Origin of the sequence: Shimia sp. MIT910701, from assembly GCF_047126315.1 — a bacterium.
In the GTDB taxonomy this organism is placed as follows: domain Bacteria; phylum Pseudomonadota; class Alphaproteobacteria; order Rhodobacterales; family Rhodobacteraceae; genus Shimia.
In genome coordinates, this window is the sequence record NZ_CP138953.1 from 187,118 (window position 1) to 205,601 (window position 18,484).

Annotated in this window: 23 protein-coding genes; 16 read left to right on the forward strand and 7 right to left on the reverse strand. The window is 60.1% G+C overall.

Going from position 1 to position 18,484, the window contains the following annotated elements:
* Positions 1-78 precede the first annotated feature (78 nt).
* Both panC and panB read left to right on the forward strand, forming a co-directional pair.
* Complete coding sequence (gene panC, locus SIB38_RS00855) at positions 79-921, forward strand: pantoate--beta-alanine ligase (protein ID WP_294116850.1); 843 nt, start codon at positions 79-81, stop codon at positions 919-921.
* Entirely contained in the window at positions 918-1,727 is an 810-nt protein-coding gene (gene panB / locus SIB38_RS00860) for a 3-methyl-2-oxobutanoate hydroxymethyltransferase (protein WP_294116853.1), read from the forward strand. Before panC ends, panB begins: the two co-directional genes overlap by 4 nt.
* Positions 1,728-1,848: 121 nt before the next feature.
* Here the strand turns inward: panB and SIB38_RS00865 are convergent, their stop codons facing one another.
* The 5 genes from SIB38_RS00865 to SIB38_RS00885 all read right to left on the reverse strand — a co-directional run bounded on the left by SIB38_RS00865 (position 1,849) and on the right by SIB38_RS00885 (position 8,166).
* Entirely contained in the window at positions 1,849-3,123 is a 1,275-nt protein-coding gene (locus SIB38_RS00865) for a serine hydrolase domain-containing protein (protein WP_412551153.1), read from the reverse strand.
* A 180-nt stretch (positions 3,124-3,303) separates the two neighbouring features.
* Positions 3,304-4,701 carry an FAD-binding oxidoreductase gene (locus SIB38_RS00870; RefSeq protein WP_412551154.1) on the reverse strand — a complete coding sequence of 466 codons (1,398 nt, stop codon included), beginning with the start codon at positions 4,699-4,701 and terminating at the stop codon, positions 3,304-3,306.
* A gap of 68 nt (positions 4,702-4,769) precedes the next feature.
* The gene (gene ggt / locus SIB38_RS00875; protein WP_412551155.1) at positions 4,770-6,551 is read right to left on the reverse strand and encodes a gamma-glutamyltransferase; all 1,782 of its coding nucleotides are present in this window, start codon (positions 6,549-6,551) and stop codon (positions 4,770-4,772) included.
* A 70-nt stretch (positions 6,552-6,621) separates the two neighbouring features.
* Positions 6,622-7,173, reverse strand: coding sequence for an RNA 2',3'-cyclic phosphodiesterase (thpR, locus tag SIB38_RS00880; protein ID WP_294116862.1), 552 nt, complete (start codon positions 7,171-7,173; stop codon positions 6,622-6,624).
* A gap of 6 nt (positions 7,174-7,179) precedes the next feature.
* Positions 7,180-8,166, reverse strand: a complete 987-nt coding sequence (locus SIB38_RS00885) for a 2-hydroxyacid dehydrogenase (RefSeq protein WP_294116864.1) — start codon at positions 8,164-8,166, stop codon at positions 7,180-7,182.
* Positions 8,167-8,275: 109 nt separating this feature from the next.
* Here SIB38_RS00885 and SIB38_RS00890 point away from each other — a divergent pair, with 109 nt between their 5' ends.
* Positions 8,276-8,800, forward strand: coding sequence for an SH3 domain-containing protein (locus SIB38_RS00890; protein ID WP_294116866.1), 525 nt, complete (start codon positions 8,276-8,278; stop codon positions 8,798-8,800).
* 21 nt (positions 8,801-8,821) lie between these two features.
* On the opposite strand, the gene rpe is transcribed toward SIB38_RS00890, so the two are convergent.
* A complete protein-coding gene (gene rpe, locus SIB38_RS00895; RefSeq protein ID WP_412551156.1) occupies positions 8,822-9,511 on the reverse strand; it encodes a ribulose-phosphate 3-epimerase in 690 nt (229 codons plus the stop codon).
* Positions 9,512-9,914: 403 nt separating this feature from the next.
* Here rpe and SIB38_RS00900 point away from each other — a divergent pair, with 403 nt between their 5' ends.
* From SIB38_RS00900 to SIB38_RS00915, 4 genes are read left to right on the forward strand one after another with little or no spacing between them, the layout of a single operon-like run.
* Complete coding sequence (locus SIB38_RS00900; RefSeq protein WP_294116869.1) at positions 9,915-10,664, forward strand: urease accessory protein UreD; 750 nt, start codon at positions 9,915-9,917, stop codon at positions 10,662-10,664.
* Positions 10,665-10,668: 4 nt separating this feature from the next.
* On the forward strand, positions 10,669-10,971 hold the full coding sequence (locus SIB38_RS00905) for an urease subunit gamma (protein ID WP_168590929.1): 303 nt from the start codon (positions 10,669-10,671) through the stop codon (positions 10,969-10,971).
* A 12-nt stretch (positions 10,972-10,983) separates the two neighbouring features.
* On the forward strand, positions 10,984-11,151 hold the full coding sequence (locus tag SIB38_RS00910) for a hypothetical protein (RefSeq protein ID WP_294116873.1): 168 nt from the start codon (positions 10,984-10,986) through the stop codon (positions 11,149-11,151).
* Positions 11,148-11,456 carry an urease subunit beta gene (locus tag SIB38_RS00915; protein WP_412551157.1) on the forward strand — a complete coding sequence of 103 codons (309 nt, stop codon included), beginning with the start codon at positions 11,148-11,150 and terminating at the stop codon, positions 11,454-11,456. The genes SIB38_RS00910 and SIB38_RS00915 overlap by 4 nt, the downstream gene beginning before the upstream one ends.
* A 64-nt stretch (positions 11,457-11,520) precedes the next feature.
* On the opposite strand, the gene SIB38_RS00920 is transcribed toward SIB38_RS00915, so the two are convergent.
* A complete protein-coding gene (locus tag SIB38_RS00920) occupies positions 11,521-12,072 on the reverse strand; it encodes a hypothetical protein (protein WP_294116878.1) in 552 nt (183 codons plus the stop codon).
* Between the two features lie 53 nt (positions 12,073-12,125).
* Here SIB38_RS00920 and ureC point away from each other — a divergent pair, with 53 nt between their 5' ends.
* From ureC to SIB38_RS00965, 9 genes are all read left to right on the forward strand, one after another.
* Positions 12,126-13,838, forward strand: a complete 1,713-nt coding sequence (ureC, locus tag SIB38_RS00925; RefSeq protein WP_294116881.1) for an urease subunit alpha — start codon at positions 12,126-12,128, stop codon at positions 13,836-13,838.
* A gap of 13 nt (positions 13,839-13,851) precedes the next feature.
* Positions 13,852-14,439 (forward strand): hypothetical protein, encoded by a 588-nt coding sequence (locus SIB38_RS00930; RefSeq protein ID WP_412551158.1) that lies wholly within the window; start codon positions 13,852-13,854, stop codon positions 14,437-14,439.
* 130 nt (positions 14,440-14,569) lie between these two features.
* Positions 14,570-14,791: a DUF1127 domain-containing protein gene (locus SIB38_RS00935; protein WP_294116886.1), complete on the forward strand. Its 222-nt coding sequence runs from the start codon at positions 14,570-14,572 to the stop codon at positions 14,789-14,791.
* Between the two features lie 25 nt (positions 14,792-14,816).
* The gene (ureE, locus tag SIB38_RS00940) at positions 14,817-15,332 is read left to right on the forward strand and encodes an urease accessory protein UreE (RefSeq protein WP_294116888.1); all 516 of its coding nucleotides are present in this window, start codon (positions 14,817-14,819) and stop codon (positions 15,330-15,332) included.
* Positions 15,322-15,966, forward strand: a complete 645-nt coding sequence (locus tag SIB38_RS00945; protein ID WP_294116891.1) for an urease accessory protein UreF — start codon at positions 15,322-15,324, stop codon at positions 15,964-15,966. The genes ureE and SIB38_RS00945 overlap by 11 nt, the downstream gene beginning before the upstream one ends.
* The gene (locus SIB38_RS00950) at positions 15,963-16,373 is read left to right on the forward strand and encodes a DUF3995 domain-containing protein (RefSeq protein ID WP_294116892.1); all 411 of its coding nucleotides are present in this window, start codon (positions 15,963-15,965) and stop codon (positions 16,371-16,373) included. Before SIB38_RS00945 ends, SIB38_RS00950 begins: the two co-directional genes overlap by 4 nt.
* A gap of 1 nt (position 16,374) precedes the next feature.
* Positions 16,375-17,004 carry an urease accessory protein UreG gene (ureG, locus tag SIB38_RS00955; protein ID WP_294116893.1) on the forward strand — a complete coding sequence of 210 codons (630 nt, stop codon included), beginning with the start codon at positions 16,375-16,377 and terminating at the stop codon, positions 17,002-17,004.
* A 143-nt stretch (positions 17,005-17,147) separates the two neighbouring features.
* Entirely contained in the window at positions 17,148-17,822 is a 675-nt protein-coding gene (locus SIB38_RS00960) for an energy-coupling factor ABC transporter ATP-binding protein (protein ID WP_294116896.1), read from the forward strand.
* A complete protein-coding gene (locus SIB38_RS00965; RefSeq protein WP_412551159.1) occupies positions 17,822-18,418 on the forward strand; it encodes an energy-coupling factor transporter transmembrane component T family protein in 597 nt (198 codons plus the stop codon). The genes SIB38_RS00960 and SIB38_RS00965 overlap by 1 nt, the downstream gene beginning before the upstream one ends.
* Positions 18,419-18,484 lie beyond the last annotated feature (66 nt).

The window sequence follows — 18,484 nt, forward strand, 5'->3', positions numbered from 1 at the left end:
ACGTTGCCGCAAAAAGCCTTGCTGCATCGCAGCGGGGGCATTACACCCCACAACCACCTTGAAGGGAGACAGGCAAGAATGCGTATTTGCCGCTCGATTTCGGACTGCCGCGCCGCAGTCAAAGAGCTTCGCGCCACCGGTGAAACTGTGGCAATGGTGCCCACCATGGGCTTTCTGCACGCGGGTCACATGTCCCTTGTAGAAACCGCCAAGGCAGAGGCCAACCATGTGGTTGTCTCAATCTTTGTGAACCCCACCCAATTTGGCGAAAGCGCCGATCTGGACGCCTACCCCCGCGACGAAGAGCGCGACCTTGCAATGCTGCGCGACGCAGGTGTTGCTCTGGTCTTCCTGCCAGAAGTGGACACCATGTATCCGGCCGGTGATGAAACCATCGTGGAAACCACGCGTTTGGCCAATATGCTGCACGGTGAAGTCCGCCCCGGCCACTTCCGCGGCGTAACCACCGTGGTCGCGCGCCTGTTCAACATCGTGCAGCCGGATGTGGCTGTCTTTGGCGAAAAGGACTACCAGCAGCTTCAGGTCATCAAGCGCATGGTAGCCGACCTACACATGCCGCTCACCATCGTGGGTGCGCCAACGGTGCGAGAGCCCGACGGCCTCGCCATGTCCTCGCGCAACGTGCGCCTGTCGGCAGAGGATCGCCAAGCTGCGCTGGTGCTCTCCAAATCCCTCGCCGCCGCCGAAGCCGCCGCAACCGATGCCACGGTCGCCGACCTGCGCAAAACTATCGCAGACACCATCGAGGATGAGCCACGTGCTGTCCTCAAAGGGCTGGACATCGTCGCCGCCGAAACGCTCAATACCATCGACGGGCCGCTCACAGGCCCCACCGCCATCATGATCTCCGTTGCCTTCGGCGACATTCTCCTGATTGACCAAAGGGTTGTCACACCATGAGCACACAGACCCCCATCCGCCGCACCACGGTGCCACAGATCGCCAACCGCAAGGGTGGCGAGCCGATTGTCAGCCTCACCAGCTACCACGCCCACACCGCTGCCATCGTCGACAAATTCGCCGACTTCATTCTGGTTGGCGACAGCCTCGGCATGGTCATGCACGGCATGGAAAGCACCGTGGGCGTGCCGCTCGATCTGATGATCATGCACGGCAAAGCCGTTGTGCGCGGCACCCAAAAAGCGCTGGTGGTCGTGGACATGCCCTTTGGCACTTACGAGGAAAGCCCCGCCGTGGCCTTCCGCAACGCCGCCAAGATCATGAAAGAAACCGGCTGCGGCGCAGTCAAACTCGAAGGCGGCAAGCGTATGGCGGAAACCATCCGATTCCTCACCGAACGTGGCATCCCAGTGATGGCCCACATTGGTCTCACACCGCAATCCAGCCACGTCATGGGCGGCTTCAAAACTCAGGGCCGCGATGAAGACACCTGGGCGATGCACGAAGAAGACGCGCAAGCCGTGGCTGAGGCTGGCGCCTTCGCCATCGTGCTTGAAGGCATGGTGGAACCCCTCGCGGCCAAGATCACCAAGCAAATCCCGATCCCAACCATCGGCATCGGCGCCTCTGCGGAATGTGACGGCCAAATCCTCGTGCTTGAAGACATGCTCGGCCTGAACGAATGGACGCCCAAGTTTGTGAAAGTCTACGGCGACCTCGGCCCCGCGATTGAGCGCGCCGTCAGCCAATACGCCCACGAGGTCAAAACCCGCAGCTTCCCAAGTGAGGACGAGGTCTACCGCTAAGCCCTCAGGCTTCCTTTGGCCTCAATTATCCCCGCCGGAGGCACCTGCTCTCTCGGCGCACTCAAACAGCAAAAAGCCCCGGGCAACCGCCGGGGCTTTTCTTTTTCTCTGTCGCGACTTTTTAAAGTGGCGCGACCGCTTCCAGGATCGCAGGCACAATCTCAACAAACAAAAGCGTGTTCATACGTTCGGTCTCGGTCTGCGGATAGCCACCATTCATCGCAATCACCGTGTCCGTCGCTGGCTCCATCACCAGCGTCTGACCGTGAATGCCCACAAAAACGATAATCTTGTGGCCTTTGATGTTCAGCACGCGGATCTGATCTTTGTACCAGCCGTCCGGTGCCAGCGCCGCCTCTTTGCCAACAGACCAGGCCGCCCGCACGCGGTCATTGCCTTGCCACAGCGCCTCAAGGAACGCCTGAGGCACCAGTTGCTCACCCAAATGGTTCTGCCCCTCGTTGAGGAACACCCGCCCCATTTTAGCCAGATCCCGCGTGCGCATGTTCAAGCCGCCGGAAGCCACCGTATTGCCCGCGGCATCCGCCTGGAAATAGGCCGGCCCTTCGGCCCCCAATTTGCTCCAGATTTTTGCTTCAAGGTAATCCGCCAACCTCTCGCCGGTGGCCTTCTCCACAATCAGCCCCAAAATCTCGGTGTTTGGGTCCTGATACTGATAATGCGTGCCCGGTGCGTATTTCTGGCTGTCGATGGTCAGCAGGTAATCCTGAATGCCGTTGAGCCCGCTGTCATTGGGGCCATTCCATTCTTGCGACTGCGTGAACTTCGGGTCCCAGGACAAGAACGGCGGCGTCTTGATGTCCAACCCGGAATTCATATCCGCCACATCCTGAACCGAGACACCCTCAAACGCTGTACCTTTGAACTCGGGCAGATAAGCCTCCACTGGATTGGACATATCCAACTTACCCTCAGCCGCCGCAATCCCGGCCAACGTCGCGGTAAAGGACTTAGTCACCGACATGTCCAGATGCGTGCTCTCCGGCGTCATCCCGTTCCAGAAATGCTGGTGCAACAGCCGGTCGCCTTTGAGCACCACCATCGAATGGTTCTTCAGGCGGTACTTCAGCAGTGTATCCAGCGTGTGCTCGCCGTCCGCATCCAGACCGGTCAGCTTGGTGAAATCGAGCGATCCGGTCTCATCTTTCCACTCCTCCGGCGCCACTGCGCTCCCGGGGTCCACAACATAGTGCCGCGTGAATTTGTAAGCGTTGGGGAAGGTCACCGACGCATGTTCACCGGTGTCCCAGTTGGCTTGCGAAATGCCAAAATGTTCAACTTGCGCCAGGAAATCCTCATCCACGGGCTGCAACTCTGCAGCCATCGCCATTGAGGAAAAAGAAACACAGCCCACCAGAGCCATATGCTTGAACATGGTTTGGTACTCCCAAAAGTAATCGTTCAAAACCGAGGGTAACTTCACCACCATGACGTGCGATGATCTCGGTCTCAAAGAAGACTTAGGGAAGGTTGCCGACAAAAGAAGCCAGGCACTCACAAAAATGTGACCACTCGGACATTTTTGGCCGAGCGAACCACTACTGAATTGATAAGATTAGAAAATCTTACCCGGATTCATGATGCCATCCGGGTCGATGGCCGCTTTGATCGCCGCCATGACGTCCACCGCACCGCCCAGTTCTTTACGCAGATACGGCTTTTTGCCCTGTCCAATGCCATGCTCACCGGTACAGGTCCCGCCCATCTCGATCGCCACATCGTTGAGCCAGCTGACATAGCCCTGCGCCGCAGCCACCTCATCGGGGTTATCCATATCAACCAGCGGCAGCATGTGGAAATTGCCGTCCCCGACGTGCCCCACAACGGCGGAGATCAGCCCGAGCTCATCCGCCTTTTCCTTGGCCGCGGTCACACATTCCGCCAGCCGCGAAATTGGCACACAGACATCGGTGGAAATGCCTTTGGCGCCGGGACGCAACGCCAGCGCCGCCCAATACATGTCATGCCGCGCCTGCCACAGTTTGCTGCGATCCTCGGCCTTCTGCGTCCACTCAAACCCGGTGCCGCCAACCTCTTCGGCGATATGGCCAAACATCTCGGCTTGCTCTGCCACGCCTGTTTCTGAGCCGTGGAACTCCAGTAGCAACAAATGCTGCTCCGGCAGATCCAACTTCGAATAGTCATTGGCCGCCTTCACCGCGAGCGAATCCAGCAACTCAATTCGCGCCACCGGGATGCCATACTGAATGGTCATCATCACCGCCTGACAGGCCGCATCAATGGTCTCAAACGAACAGCGCGCCGAGGACATCGCCTCCGGAATACCCTGCAGCTTCAGCGTGATCTCGGTGATGATGCCCAAGGTGCCTTCCGAGCCAACCATCAGACGGGTCAGATCATAGCCTGCACTGGATTTTTTGGCGCGACTTGCGGTGCGGATCACCTTACCAGATGGCAGCACCACCTCAAGGCTCAGGATGTTGTCTTTCATCGTGCCATAGCGCACCGCATTGGTGCCGCTGGCGCGGGTGGAGGCCATGCCCCCCAGCGACGCATTGGCCCCGGGATCAATTGGGAAAAACAAGCCCTGGTCACGCAGTTCCAGATTCAACTGTTCCCGCGTCACCCCCGGCTGCACCACACAATCAAGGTCCTCGGCGTTCACCGCCACAACTTTGTTCATCTCGGTCAGGTCAATACACACACCACCTGCCGGTGCATTCACGTGTCCCTCCAGCGAGGTCCCTGTGCCATAGGCAATCACCGGCACCTTATGCGTGGCGCAGGTCTTCACGATATCGCTCACCTCTTGGGTGGACTTGGCAAAGATTACCGCATCCGGCGCCTGTGTCTTGATCCAAGTGGTGGTGTGCCCGTGCTGCTCACGCATCGACTGGCCGGTGTGAAACGCCTCGCCGAATTGCTGTTTCAACACACCCAACGCCGCCGCAACTCCCTCTTCATTGCGCGGCAAATCCACTGCCAATCCCATGGGCACTCCCCTTCTCCATGTCGGTATGCGCCATGGCTACGCGGCACCTACCTCAAGGTCAAGCGCGGCTATTCGCCATAGGCCAGCCCCTCGCGGCGATTGTCCGCGCCCCCCTGCAATCCGTCCCCAACGGCAATTGCGTGCAGGCCGGAATTCAGGTCCCGTGCATTCACTTTGTAGCCCATGCCGGTCAGCGGCTCGCCAATCTCCATCGCCGCGCTTTCCGCTTCAATGTCATAGGTGCCAAAGCGGTTCACCAGATGCGGCAGATCAATTGCCTGCTGCACGTCCATGCCCCAATCCAGATGCGCGATGATGGTTTTGGCCACATACCCGATGATCCGGCTACCGCCAGGGCTGCCCACCACCAGAGTTGGTTTACCATCCTTCAGCACAATGGTTGGCGCCATGGAAGAGCGCGGCCGTTTGCCCGGCTCCACCCGATTGGCCACCGGCACGCCGTCACGATGGGAGCGGAAAGAGAAATCCGTCAGCTCGTTGTTGAGCAAGAACCCATTGGTCATCACCCGGCTGCCAAAGCCGTTTTCAATCGTCGTCGTCATGGACAAAGCGTTGCCGTAGCTGTCGACAATAGAAATGTGAGATGTGGAGGGCTGCGCAAAGCTTTCGCCATCCGCATAGTGCAATGCATGGTCAAACTCCGGCGCGCCCGGCTCCACGCTTTCCAAAGCCGCAGTGCCTTCCAACAGCTTCGCCCGCTCAGCAAGGTAGTCGGCTGCAAGCAACCCAGAGCTTGGCACCGGCACATAGTCACTGTCGGCCATGTAGCGACCCCGATCCGCGAAGGCGAGGCGGGAGGCATCGCCAATCAAGCGCCAGGCATCCGCACTGTCAGGCCCAAGCCCTGCAATGTCATAAGGCTGCACCAACCCAAGAATTTGCCCCACGGTCAGCCCGCCAGAAGATGGCGGCCCCATGCCACAGACATCATGCGCGCGGTACGCCACACAGACCGCAGGTCGCTCCTTGACCTGATACAGCGCCAAATCCACCGCGCTCAGCACGCCTGGATTGTTGGCGTCTTGCCCCGCCCCCACAATATCTGCCGCGATCTCACCTGTGTAAAACGGGGCCGCGCCCTGCGCTGCCATCAAGCGCAGGCTCTTGGCGTAATCCATGTTGAACAGGATATCACCTTCCGCCAGCGGTTTGCCCCCGGGTAGGAAGTAGCCAGCGGTAACGGGATGAGACGCAAGCCGTTCCGCATCCCGTGCCACGGATGCCGCCATGCGCGGCGACACAGGGAAGCCGATTTCTGCATGGCGAATGGCGGGCAAAAACAGACTTGGCCACTGGCTGCGTCCCCATTTTCGGTGCGCCACCTCCATCAACATCGGTGTCCCAGGCACGCCCACAGACCGCCCGCCCACAACCGCCTCGAAAAACTTCAATGTCTCGCCGTTTTCATCCTGAAACAGGCGTGGCGTGGCCGCCAATGGCGCGGTTTCGCGCCCATCCAGCGTCGTCACCTCGCCGCTTTCGGCGTCATACCAAACCAAGAAGGCACCGCCGCCCAAACCTGAACTCTGCGGCTCGACCAGCCCCAGAACAGCCTGCACCGCCACCATGGCATCCGCCGCCGTGCCTCCGTCGCGCAACACTTCCGCGCCAGCCTCTACCGCCAAGGGGTGCGCCGCCGCCACCATCCAATCCTTTGCCTCGGTGGGCGCGCCTTGCGTCTTCGCGGCGAGAGCTGCCTGCAGGCTTTGCGGCACGTTCATGCCCAACGCGGAGCCTTCCTCCGGCGCCACACCATCCGCCGCCTCCTGTGCACCCGACACGGACGCCAACAAGCAAGTAACAGAAACCGCTGATAAAAATCGCTTCATGACCCACTCCCAAACCAAAATGCAATCCGGCAACCCAAGGTTACGGTCGCCGCTTGAAAATCAGCTTAGGTCAGGACAGCCCCTGCACCAACAACGGATAGCTGCTCAGGATCTCATAGACCGCGCCTTCCGAGGTCAAAGCCGAACGATACAAGGCGATTTCGCTCACCTGGATCGGATCAATTTCCAGTGAGGCCCCGCGCGACAGGGCCGCCTGCACCCGCTCCGGCGGCTGTTTCCCGTCGCGAAACCGGCTCAGCGTCACATGCGGACGAAACCGACGTTTTTCTAAGCCAATGCCAAGCCGCCGCGCGGCTTGAGCCACATCCGCCTGCAACGCCATCAACACCGGGTCAGGCGCCGCCAACAGCCCAAAGGACCGGCTGCGCGGCGCGCCAAAAATATCCATGCCCTTAAGGTGCAGCTCAAACTGCGAATGCCGGATCAGCTCCAGCTCTTCGTGCAACGCTTCCAGCATCTCTACCGGCTGGTCGTTCAGAAACGCCAACGTCAGATGCAAATTGGACGCTGGCACCTCGCGCCCCACAGCAATCCGCCCCTGCACATCCAGAAGCGCTTCCGCCTCTGGCCCGTCCAACGGAATGCCAACGAAAGCGCGCATGATGCCTTAGAGCATCGCCGGAACCACCAGATCCGGTGGCCGGTGCCCATCATCGAAGGTCTTGATGTTGATGAGGACTTTCTCCCCCATCTCGATCCGCCCTTCCACCGTGGCAGACCCCATATGCGGCATCAGCACCACATTGGGATGTCCTCGCAGATCCGGGTGGATTTCATGCCCGTGCTCATACACGTCCAAGCCAGCCCCCGCGATTTCGCCAGCTTTGAGCATCCGCACCATGGCGTTCTCGTCAATCACCTCGCCACGCGAAGTATTAATGATCACGGAAGAAGGCTTCATTAGCTTCAAACGCCGCGCATTCAGCAGGTGGAACGTCGACGGCGTGTGCGGACAGTTCACCGACACCACATCCATGCGCGCCAGCATCTGATCGAGGCTCTCCCAATAGGTCGCCTCATATTGCTGTTCGATCTCTGGGCGTAGGCGGCGACGGTTGTGGTAATGGATCTGCATGCCACAGGCCTGCGCGCGCCGCGCCACGGCCGTGCCCACGCGGCCCATGCCCAGAATGCCGAGCCGCTTGCCGCTCACACGACCGCCCAAAAGCGCGGTAGGCGCCCAGCCGTCCCATTCGCCGGACTGCATACGCTGCACCCCTTCGCCAACCCGGCGGGTTACACCCAGGATCAGCGCCAGCGCCATATCCGCCGTATCATCGGCCGACACGCCCGGCGTGTTGGACACAAGCACGCCACGTTGACGGGCAGAAGCCACATCGATGTGATCCACACCCGCGCCGTAATTGGCAATCAGCTTCAACCGCTCGCCAGATTGGGCAATCAAATTGGCGTCAATCTTGTCGCTCAAGGTGGGCACCAAAACGTCCGCGTCTTTCATCGCCTCGGCCAGCTGCTCGCGGCTCATCGGCGTATCATCGTCGCGCAGGCGTACGTCAAAGAGTTCTGACAGTCGTGTTTCAACAGCTTCCGGTAAGCGTCGCGTAACGACAACACTCAGACGTTGCTTTGGCATGCAGGGCCTCCCAATGCTTTCCAATTCGGCGCGTTGCTGCCACACTGCCCCACAGGTCAGTCAGGCACAAGAACCTGCGAGCGCCACCAGAGCAGAAAAATCAGGCAATATGTTCACCTTGGGTACAAAATCTCTCGTGAGCTTGGGCGCAGCTTTGCTATTGGCGCTCACAACATCTGTTGCGGCTGAGGCCCCGGCAGAGAAAAAACGTGGGCCGGTCACCAACCTGCCGATGCCGCGCTACGTGTCGCTGAAAGCCACAAAAGCCAACGTGCGCCGCGGCCCATCGCGCACCCACCGTATTGATTGGGTGTTCACCCGCAAATCCATGCCGCTGCAGATCACTGCCGAATATGGTCACTGGCGCCGTGTGCGCGACATCGAAGGCGCGGGCGGCTGGGTGCACTACTCCTTGCTCTCAGGTGTGCGCACCGTAATCGTGCAGAAAGACATGCTGCCACTGGCAGTGCGCCCCGGCGAAAAGGTCGCCGCCGCCGCGCAGCTGGAACACGGGGTCATTGCCAAATTGGAAGAGTGCAACCCGGACTGGTGCCGCCTCAATGCGGGCGGCTACAAAGGCTGGGTTTTGAAAGAAGATCTTTGGGGCGTGGAAGCGGACGAAATCCGCGAGTGATCCCGCCCCAAACTCTGCGCTTTACTGCGCTGCTTCAGTGGCCGCGCGGATAGCGCGGATGTTCTCGCCGTAGACCTCTGCCTTGTCCACAGAGCCGCCCTTGAACACAGCAGAGCCTGCCACCAGAACGTCGGCACCGGCTTCGGCCACCAATGGCGCGGTTTCGGTGGTCACGCCGCCATCGATTTGAATGTGGATCTCACGGTCACCAATCATCTGACGCAAGCGGCGGGTTTTCTCGACGCCGGAGTGAATGAACTTCTGACCGCCAAAGCCAGGGTTCACGGTCATGATCAGCACCATGTCCACCAGATCCAGCACATGCTCAATGCTCTCCAGCGGCGTGCCCGGGTTCAGGCTGACACCGGCTTTCACGCCCTGCGCTTTGATCGCTTGAATGGTGCGGTGAATGTGGGGACCTGCCTCCACATGCGCGGTGATCATGTCGGCACCCGCTTCGGCATAGGCATCAATATACGGGTCTACCGGCGCGATCATCAGATGCACATCCATGAAGGTTTTGACGTGTGGACGGAACGCTTTCACGGCGGGTGGGCCAAAGGTCAGGTTTGGCACAAAATGCCCGTCCATCACATCCACATGCACCCAATCTGCGCCTTGATCCTCGATCGCACGGATTTCCTGGCCAAAGTTGGCAAAATCCGCTGAGAGAATGGACGGGGCAATTTTGATTTTGCGATCAAAGCTCATGTTGGGCTCCTTTTCCGGACCTGTGCCGGGCTTTGAAAGTGACCCTTGAGAGGCCACCAAACACCTGATTTCAGGCGATTCGAAACTGGCGGCAAAATGGCCTTTGACGAGTCAAAACACAATTGGGCACGGACAATCTGCCGCGCATTCTCATATTGCGCAGTTTTTGGGCGTTATCAAAGTTTTCGACTGATTTTTCATCATGCTCTTTTTCACTTGCTCAAATCAGCAGCACCCTATCTTTTGACCTCTCCTGAGTGATGCCAGCGATAAGGGAACCGGTCAGATCAGGACACACGCCATCACCGCCTTTGCGCCCATATCACCGCCTCTTCAGGCCCAGCAGCCCCGCGCCATCGGCACGGCTGACATCCGCAGCAAACTGCGCGATGGCCTCTCTGTTTTGGACGACCTACGCCTGTCCGGCTCCAGCCGCGTGTTGTTCCCAAACGCCAACTATCCAAACGGGCGCACCGCTGCTCTGCAAGCTGTCCTGCTGAACACGGCAGGCGGCATCACCGGCGGAGATCAGTTTGATGTCAGCGCGCATGCAGGCGAAGGCAGCCATCTGACGCTCACAACCCAAGCCGCTGAGCGCGCCTATCGCAGCATCGACGTCCGCACAGGCCGCCTCGACAGTACACTCAGCCTCGCGCCCGGCGCGCGCATGGATTGGCTGCCTCAAGAAACCATCCTGTTTGACGGTGCCGCTCTGTCGCGCAGCCTCACCGTCGACATGCACAGCACGTCACGCTTCCTAATGGTGGAACCCATGATCTTTGGCCGCACCGCCATGGGTGAGACCGTACAGGCGGCAGACTTGTTTGATCGCATTACCGTGAAACGAGACGGCGACCTGCTTTTTGCCGACCGCGTGAAACTGTCCGGCAACGTCCAAAAGCACCTGAACCGCACCGCCATCGCTGGCGGTGCGCGCGCCATGGCCACTCTCCTGCTCGCCGCGCCGGATGCGGATCGCCATCTGGGCACACTGCGCAGCCACCTGCCGCACACCGCTGGCGCCAGCTTGATCCGCGAGGGGGTGCTATTTGCGCGCATTCTCGCAAGTGACGGCCATGCCCTGCGCCAATCCCTGATTCCCGCGCTGACCTACCTAAACGGCGCTGATCTTCCTCGAACATGGATGCTCTGACCCGATGCAACTCACGCCCCGTGAAAAAGACAAACTGCTGATCGCCATGGCTGCAGAAGTGGCCCGCAAGCGCCTCGCCCGCGGCGTAAAGCTCAACCACCCGGAAGCCATCGCCCTGATCACCGACGCCGTGGTTGAAGGCGCACGCGACGGCAAATCTGTTGCCGACCTCATGCAATCCGGCGCCCGTGTCATCACGCGAGACCAATGCATGGATGGCATCGCCGACATGATCCACGAAGTACAAGTGGAGGCCACCTTCCCGGATGGCACCAAGCTTGTCACCGTGCACAACCCCATCCGCTAAAGGAGCCGTCACATGCAACGTTTTGCAATTGCCGCCGTGGCCACAACCGCCGTGACGCCCGCGCTGGCGCACTCCGGCGCCCACCTGCATCCACATGCTGGCGACCCGGTATGGTTGCCAATCTTTGTTGGCACCGTCGTTGTTGGCGCTCTGGCACTCTTGGCGTGGAACCTGAAATGATCCCAGGTGAACTGATCCCAGCCGAAGGCGAACTGACGCTCAACGAAGGCGCCGACGTGACCACCCTGATGGTGGCCAACACTGGCGACCGCCCGATCCAAGTCGGCAGCCACTATCACTTCGCCGAAACCAACCCGGCGCTGGAGTTTGACCGCACCGCCGCCCACGGGTTGCGTCTGGACATCGCCGCCGGCACCGCCGTGCGCTTTGAGCCAGGGCAGCGGCGCGAAGTGCACCTGATCCCGATTTCCGGCGCCCGCCGAATTTACGGCTTCAACCAGAAAGTCATGGGACCGCTCTCATGACCTAACCCAAGGAGACTTTGATGACGACGTTTGCAACTCACTCCATCACAACTTCACTGAGTGGTTATTTCTTTATGTCCCGCATGGTGGAGCGCCAGATGCGCATGACCCATGCCATGAACCGCGCATTGGTCAGCTCCATGCTCGCACCGTTCGGCAGCAGTGCCCCAAAGCCGGCGGTCACAAATGCGCCGGTCAAACAGGCCGCGCCAAAACGCAAACCTCGCGCCAAGTCGATTGCGACGACTAAAACCAAAGCCGCCGCACCTGCCTCCAACACGGCCACCAAACCTGCGCCCTCCGAACCGGAATTCAAATCCGCAACTCCGAAAACAAAGACTCCAGCCGCCCCAAAGTTAGCAACAAAAGTCAAAACAAAGGCACCAAAGAAAACCACAGCAAAGGCCAAAGCTGCCGTAGTGTCCAAAGCCACCAAAACCCAAAAATCAGTTGTGAAAACTGACACACCAGCCAAACCCGCGGCAAAAGCAACAGCACCGACAGTGAAATCAGTCAAAGCTGAAGCGCCGACCGCACAGCCACCTGCAACGGTTTCCAAAGCCAAACGCCAGCCGTCAAAGCCTCCAGCCATGCCGACGGCAACACCAAAACCCAAGCAAAAATCCTGACGCGCCACGCGCCGCCTCAATCCAATCAAAGAGACCTTCGATGCCCGCCAAAATCTCCCGCTCTGACTACGCCGCCATGTTTGGCCCCACCGTTGGGGACAAACTCCGCCTCGCGGACACCGATCTGGTGATCGAGGTTGAGCGCGACCTGACCGGGCCATACGGCGAAGAGGTCAAGTTTGGCGGTGGCAAGGTGATCCGCGACGGCATGGGACAGGCGCAAACCACCCGCGCCGAAGGAGCGGTCGACACGGTTATCACCAACGCGCTGATCGTCGATCACACCGGCATCTACAAAGCCGACGTTGGCCTCAAAGACGGGCGCATCCACAAGATCGGCAAAGCAGGCAACCCCGACACGCAGCCGAATGTGGACATCATCGTCGGCCCCGGCACCGAGGCCATTGCCGGCGAAGGTAAAATCCTCACTGCCGGTGGCTTTGACAGCCACATCCACTACATCTGCCCGCAACAGATCGAAGACGCGCTGCACTCCGGCCTGACCACGATGCTCGGCGGCGGCACCGGCCCCGCCCATGGCACGCTCGCCACAACCTGCACCCCGGGCCCGTGGCACATTGGCCGCATGCTGCAATCTGCAGACGCCTTCCCGATGAACCTCGCCTTCGCGGGCAAGGGCAACGCATCGCTGCCTGCTGCGCTTGAAGAGCAGATCAAAGGCGGCGCTTGCGCGCTCAAGCTACACGAAGACTGGGGCACCACACCTGCCGCTATCGATTGTTGCCTGTCGGTGGCAGACGATATGGACGTGCAAGTGATGATCCACACCGACACCCTCAATGAGTCGGGCTTCGTGGAAAACACCGTCGCCGCAATGAAAGGCCGGACTATTCATGCCTTCCACACCGAAGGCGCAGGCGGCGGTCACGCGCCGGACATCATCAAAATCTGTGGCGAAGAGCACGTGCTGCCCTCCTCCACCAACCCGACTCGTCCTTTCACTGTGAACACGGTGGATGAGCACCTCGACATGCTCATGGTCTGTCACCACCTCGACAAAGCCATTCCCGAAGACGTCGCCTTTGCCGAAAGCCGCATCCGCCGCGAGACGATTGCGGCCGAAGATATCCTGCACGACATGGGCGCCTTCTCGATCATCGCGTCCGACAGCCAAGCCATGGGACGCGTCGGCGAAGTGCTGATCCGTACCTGGCAGACGGCCGACAAGATGAAGAAACAACGCGGTCGCCTGCCCGAAGAAACCGGCGAAAACGACAACTTCCGCGTCCGCCGCTACATCGCCAAATACACCATCAACCCGGCCATCGCCCATGGCATCAGCCACCAAATCGGCTCGATTGAGGAAGGCAAACGCGCCGACCTCGTTTTGTGGTCCCCGGCCTTCTTTGGCGTGAAGCCGGAAATGGTGCTGATCGGCGGTTCCATCGTCTGCGCGCAAATGGGCGACCCCAATGCGTCGATCCCAACGCCTCAGCCGGTCTATTCCCGTCCCATGTTTGGCGCCTATGGCCGCGCCGTGGAAAACGCCGCCGTGGTCTTTGTGTCTGAGGCCGCGCAAGCCGAGGGCATCGGCAACAGCTTGGGCTTGGCAAAACAAACGCTCGCGGTCCAAAATACCCGCAACGTTGGCAAGTCAGACCTGAAACTCAACGCGGCGACACCTGAAATTGAAGTCCATCCAGAGACTTACGAAGTGCGCGCCGATGGCGAGCTCCTAACTTGTCAGCCTGCCGAGGTGCTGCCGATGGCACAGCGGTACTTTATGTTCTGACCGGAGCCCCCAAATGCGCGCAGCCCTCTTTGCCTTCACTTGCCTTGCCACACCTGTCTTTGCCCAATGCCCCACCGCATCGGACATGGACACGGGCGTGCGCCTCACCGATCTGGACGGCATCACCGAGACCTACACCCGCGACGGTGCCCACTTCATCCGTGGCGCATGGGACGACGGCCAGGACTACGGCACACGCTTCCTGCTGCTCAAAGGCCTCTATGTGGTGGAGCAATTTGACACCGAAGATGGCGACGTGGTCTCCGGCAGCCGCAGCACCCACGCCTACCCGCTCAAACCGGCCGACGCGCCGGTCCCGGTTGCAGACGGACGCTGGGACACCGAAGTGATCACGTTGGATTCCGAAGGCACGCTGACGACCCGCGAAAGCCATATCTTTGGCCCCAGCACGCAGGTCACCATTGGCGGCTGCTCATATGAGATGATGCCGGTCATTGGCATCTATCACGACGATGACGGCTATGAGGAAACCCTGCACTACCTGCCGGAACTTGGCTTTGCCTATTTGGTGGAAACCCGCGCCAAGAACGAAAAGGCCGAGCGCTACACCTACATCCGCATTGAAGCCGTTGAAAAATAAATAAACTCTGACTCGCCTTGCATCAGATGCAAGACGGCTATGACGAAAGACCGACTGCACATGGCAACCGTTTTGACCCATATTAAGAGCCAAGGGAGGACCATAGGTTTATACGAAACTGAGGTTCAAAATGGCACTGACAGCTACACACACCGCACACCACTCGCTGGGTCACATCCTGGCAGCTCCATTCCGCGTCATCGGCAACGGCCTGATCGCGATCATGGAAAGCAACAGCCGCGTGCAATACGTCGATCGTCTGAACGCGATGTCCGACGAACAACTGGAAGCCAAAGGCATCAAGCGCGACGAAATCGTGCAGCACGTCTTCCGCGACCACATGCACCTGTAATCTGTGCATTTGGGGGGCGCCCATCATGAGCGCCCTTCCCACAGCACATGACTACCACACGCACGGCCACGCCCCGGAACAGGGGCGTGTGGCCCTGACCTACGAAGACCGCTTCCTGCGCCGCAAAACGTTGCGGCTTGAGGATGGCACCCGGATTCTCGTAGATCTGCCCAAAACCACATCTTTGGATCACGGCGGCGTTTTGCGCCTGACCGATGGTGGCGAAATCACCGTGATTGCCGCGCCGGAACCGCTTTTGCAGGTCACCGCGACGCATTTGCCACGCATCGCCTGGCACATCGGCAACCGGCATACCCCTTGTCAGATCGAAGACACCCGCCTGCTCATTCAGCGCGACCACGTGATCAAAGAAATGCTGGAACTTCTGGGAGCAACCGTCACCGAAGTGACCGAGCCCTTTACGCCCGAAGGCGGGGCTTACGGCCATGGCCGCACCCACAGCCACGACCACAGCCACCCACACGCCCACGATCACACGATGGACCACGGCCATAGTCACAGCCACGACCATGACCACTGATCCGATCCTGACGTTGGCCCAATGGCTCTCGCCCGCCTTCCCGGTGGGCGCGTTCACCTACAGCCATGGACTTGAAGCGCTCGTGGACGCTGGCACGGTGCATGATGCCGACAGCTTTTCCGCGTGGCTGACCCACACGCTCCAACACGGCGCGGGCCAAAACGATGTGATCTTGCTGGCACATGCCTACAACGCCGACACCGTCGAAGAACTGGCCGAGATCGACTCACTCGCCCGCGCCCTTGCGCCCTCTGCCGAACGCCTGCTTGAAACCGACCAACAGGGCGCCGCCTTTGCACGCACCGCTGCCGCCATCCACGATTTGGACCTCAGCACTTTGACCTATCCGGTGGCCGTTGGCCGTGCCGCACAGTTACAAAACCTGCCTTTACGCGACACCGCGCGCCTGTTCCTGCACGCCTTTGCCGCCAACCTGACTTCCGCCGCCACCCGCCTCGTGCCCTTGGGCCAAACCGAATCTCAGGCCACCCTCACCGCCGTGACACCGCTCTGCCAAGACGTGGCGGACCACGCGGTCACATTGTCACTGGATGACATTGCCGCGTCGACTTTTGCCTCTGACATCGCTTCCATGCGCCACGAAACGCAATATTCGAGGCTCTTTCGCTCATGACCTGGCTCGCCGTCCTGATTTCCGCTCTGCTGTTTGTCCCCGCTGTCCTGCACCTGCTCTGGGCCATCGGCGCCTGGGTGCCGATCCGCGACGAGGCGGCATTGGCCCGCGCCACCGTTGGCGCGCCCGGCATCACCAAAATGCCCGGCCCCATTCCCTGCGCGGTGGTGTTCGTGGCCCTGAGCTTTGCCGCCGCCTTACCCCATCTGACAACCTTCCCACTGCGCAGCCTGTTCTTGCTGGCCATCGCCGCCGTCTTCTTGCTGCGCGGCATCGCCGCCTACCTGCCCGCCTGGCGCAAACTGGTCCCCGAAGAGCCCTTCGCCACGCTGGATCAACGTTGCTACGGCCCGCTTTGCCTTCTATTGGGCGCAAGCTTCCTCCTTTTCACTCTTTCAGGAGCCTGACATGACCTCTCCAAACGGCCCCCTTCGCATCGGCATCGGCGGCCCCGTCGGCGCGGGCAAAACCACGCTCACCGCCAACCTCTGCCGTGCCCTGCGCGACAAACTCTCTATCGCCGTGGTCACCAACGACATCTACACCCGCGAAGACGCCGAAGAACTCATGCGCCAACAGGTCCTGCCCCTGGAACGCATCAAAGGTGTGGAAACCGGCGGCTGCCCGCACACCGCCATCCGCGAAGACGCCTCCATCAACCTCGCCGCCATCGACGAGTTGACCCGCGAAATCCCCGACCTCGACATCGTCCTGATCGAGAGCGGCGGCGACAACCTGTCAGCCACCTTCTCGCCCGAACTTGCGGACCTCACCATCTATGTGATCGACACCGCGGCAGGCGAAGAAATCCCGCGCAAAGGCGGGCCAGCCATCACGCGCTCCGACATCCTGATCATAAACAAAACAGACCTTGCGCCCTACGTCGGCGCGTCGCTTGAGGTTATGGAACGTGACGCCAACAAAATGCGCGGTACGCGGCCTTTCGTTTTCACCTCCCTGCGCCACGGCAAAGGGCTCGACGCACTCCTGCCGCTCATCGGCGAAATCGGCGGCGTGCCTGCCCTGATGTCCAACTAAGGCCCATGGTTGGGAAACTGTTCCACAAAATCCTGCCCCAGCCTTCTTCTAACCCTAAATTTCCCGGCCGGAGGCACCATCCGCTTCACCCTGTACCCAGCGCAGGTTAAAGAGCGCGGCAACAGCAACCGTCGAGACTCAGTATGATCGACCTTCAAAACGTCAGCGTGTCTTTCGGTGAGCGCACCGTCCTGCACGACATCTCCCTGTCCCTAGCGGAACGTCGCATCGCCATCATCGGCGCCAACGGCTCCGGCAAGTCCACCTTCGCTCGCCTACTCAACGGCCTCGCACTGCCCACCTCCGGCGACGTCCTGGTCGATGGCCTCAACACCCGCAAAAAAGGCCGCGACGTGCGTCGCAAAGTTGGGTTTGTCTTCCAGAACCCAGACAATCAAATTGTCATGCCTGTGGTCGAAGAAGACCTCGCCTTTGGCATGAAAAACCTCGAATTCTCCAAAGCCGACATTGCCACCAAAACCGATGAAATCCTCGCGCGTTACAATATGAGCGACCTGCGCGAACATCCCGCGCATCTGCTCTCTGGCGGCCAAAAACAGCTGCTTGCCATCTCCGGTGTGCTTGTGATGACCCCCGACATTCTGGTGATGGACGAACCCACCACGTTGCTGGATCTACGCAACAAACGCCGCATCGCCCGCGCCGTTGCCGCGTTGGATCAGATGGTCATCACCGTCACCCATGACCTCGACCTGATCGCCGATTATGACCGCGTGATCGTGATCGATGAAGGTCAGATCTTTGCCGACGGCGCGCCTAAAGAGGTCATCCCTGCCTATGAAAGGCTCATGGCCTGATGCTGGACCTCTACTCTCCCGGAACCTCGCTGCTGCACCGCCTGCCGCCGGCGGCCAAAATGCTGGCCATGCTGATCGGCGCCACCCTACTCTTTCTCAATGAAAGCCTACCAATCACTGTCGCTGCAACCCTTGGTATCCTGGCCCTCTACCCCATTGCACAGCTCACCCTAAAACAGGCCTTTGCGCAGATCCGCCCCCTGCTGATCATCTTTGTGCTGTTCTTCGCGGTGCAATGGTATTTCTCCGGCCTCGAACTGGCCGCTTACGTTGTCCTGCGCCTCACAGCGCTGATCCTGCTGGCAAGCCTTGTGACCTTGACCACCCGCAGTAGCGACATGATCGACACCATGACGCGCGGCCTGCGTCACCTCAAACCGCTGGGCGTAAACCCGGAAAAGGTCAGCCTCGCCATATCACTCGCCCTGCGTTTCATCCCAGTGCTGGCCCAAATCACCCGAGAGGTCCGTGAAGCCAAAAAAACGCGCGGTCTCGAACGCTCCGTGATTGCCGTCGCCATGCCCATGGCGATCCGCGCCATCAAGATGGCGGACGATATTTCTGACGCCATCGATTCCCGAGGATATCGTTCCTGAGTTGCGCTAACATCGCGCCCAGCGCTTGAGCATACCAGAACGCCTTCCCTATCCGTCCGTCAAACG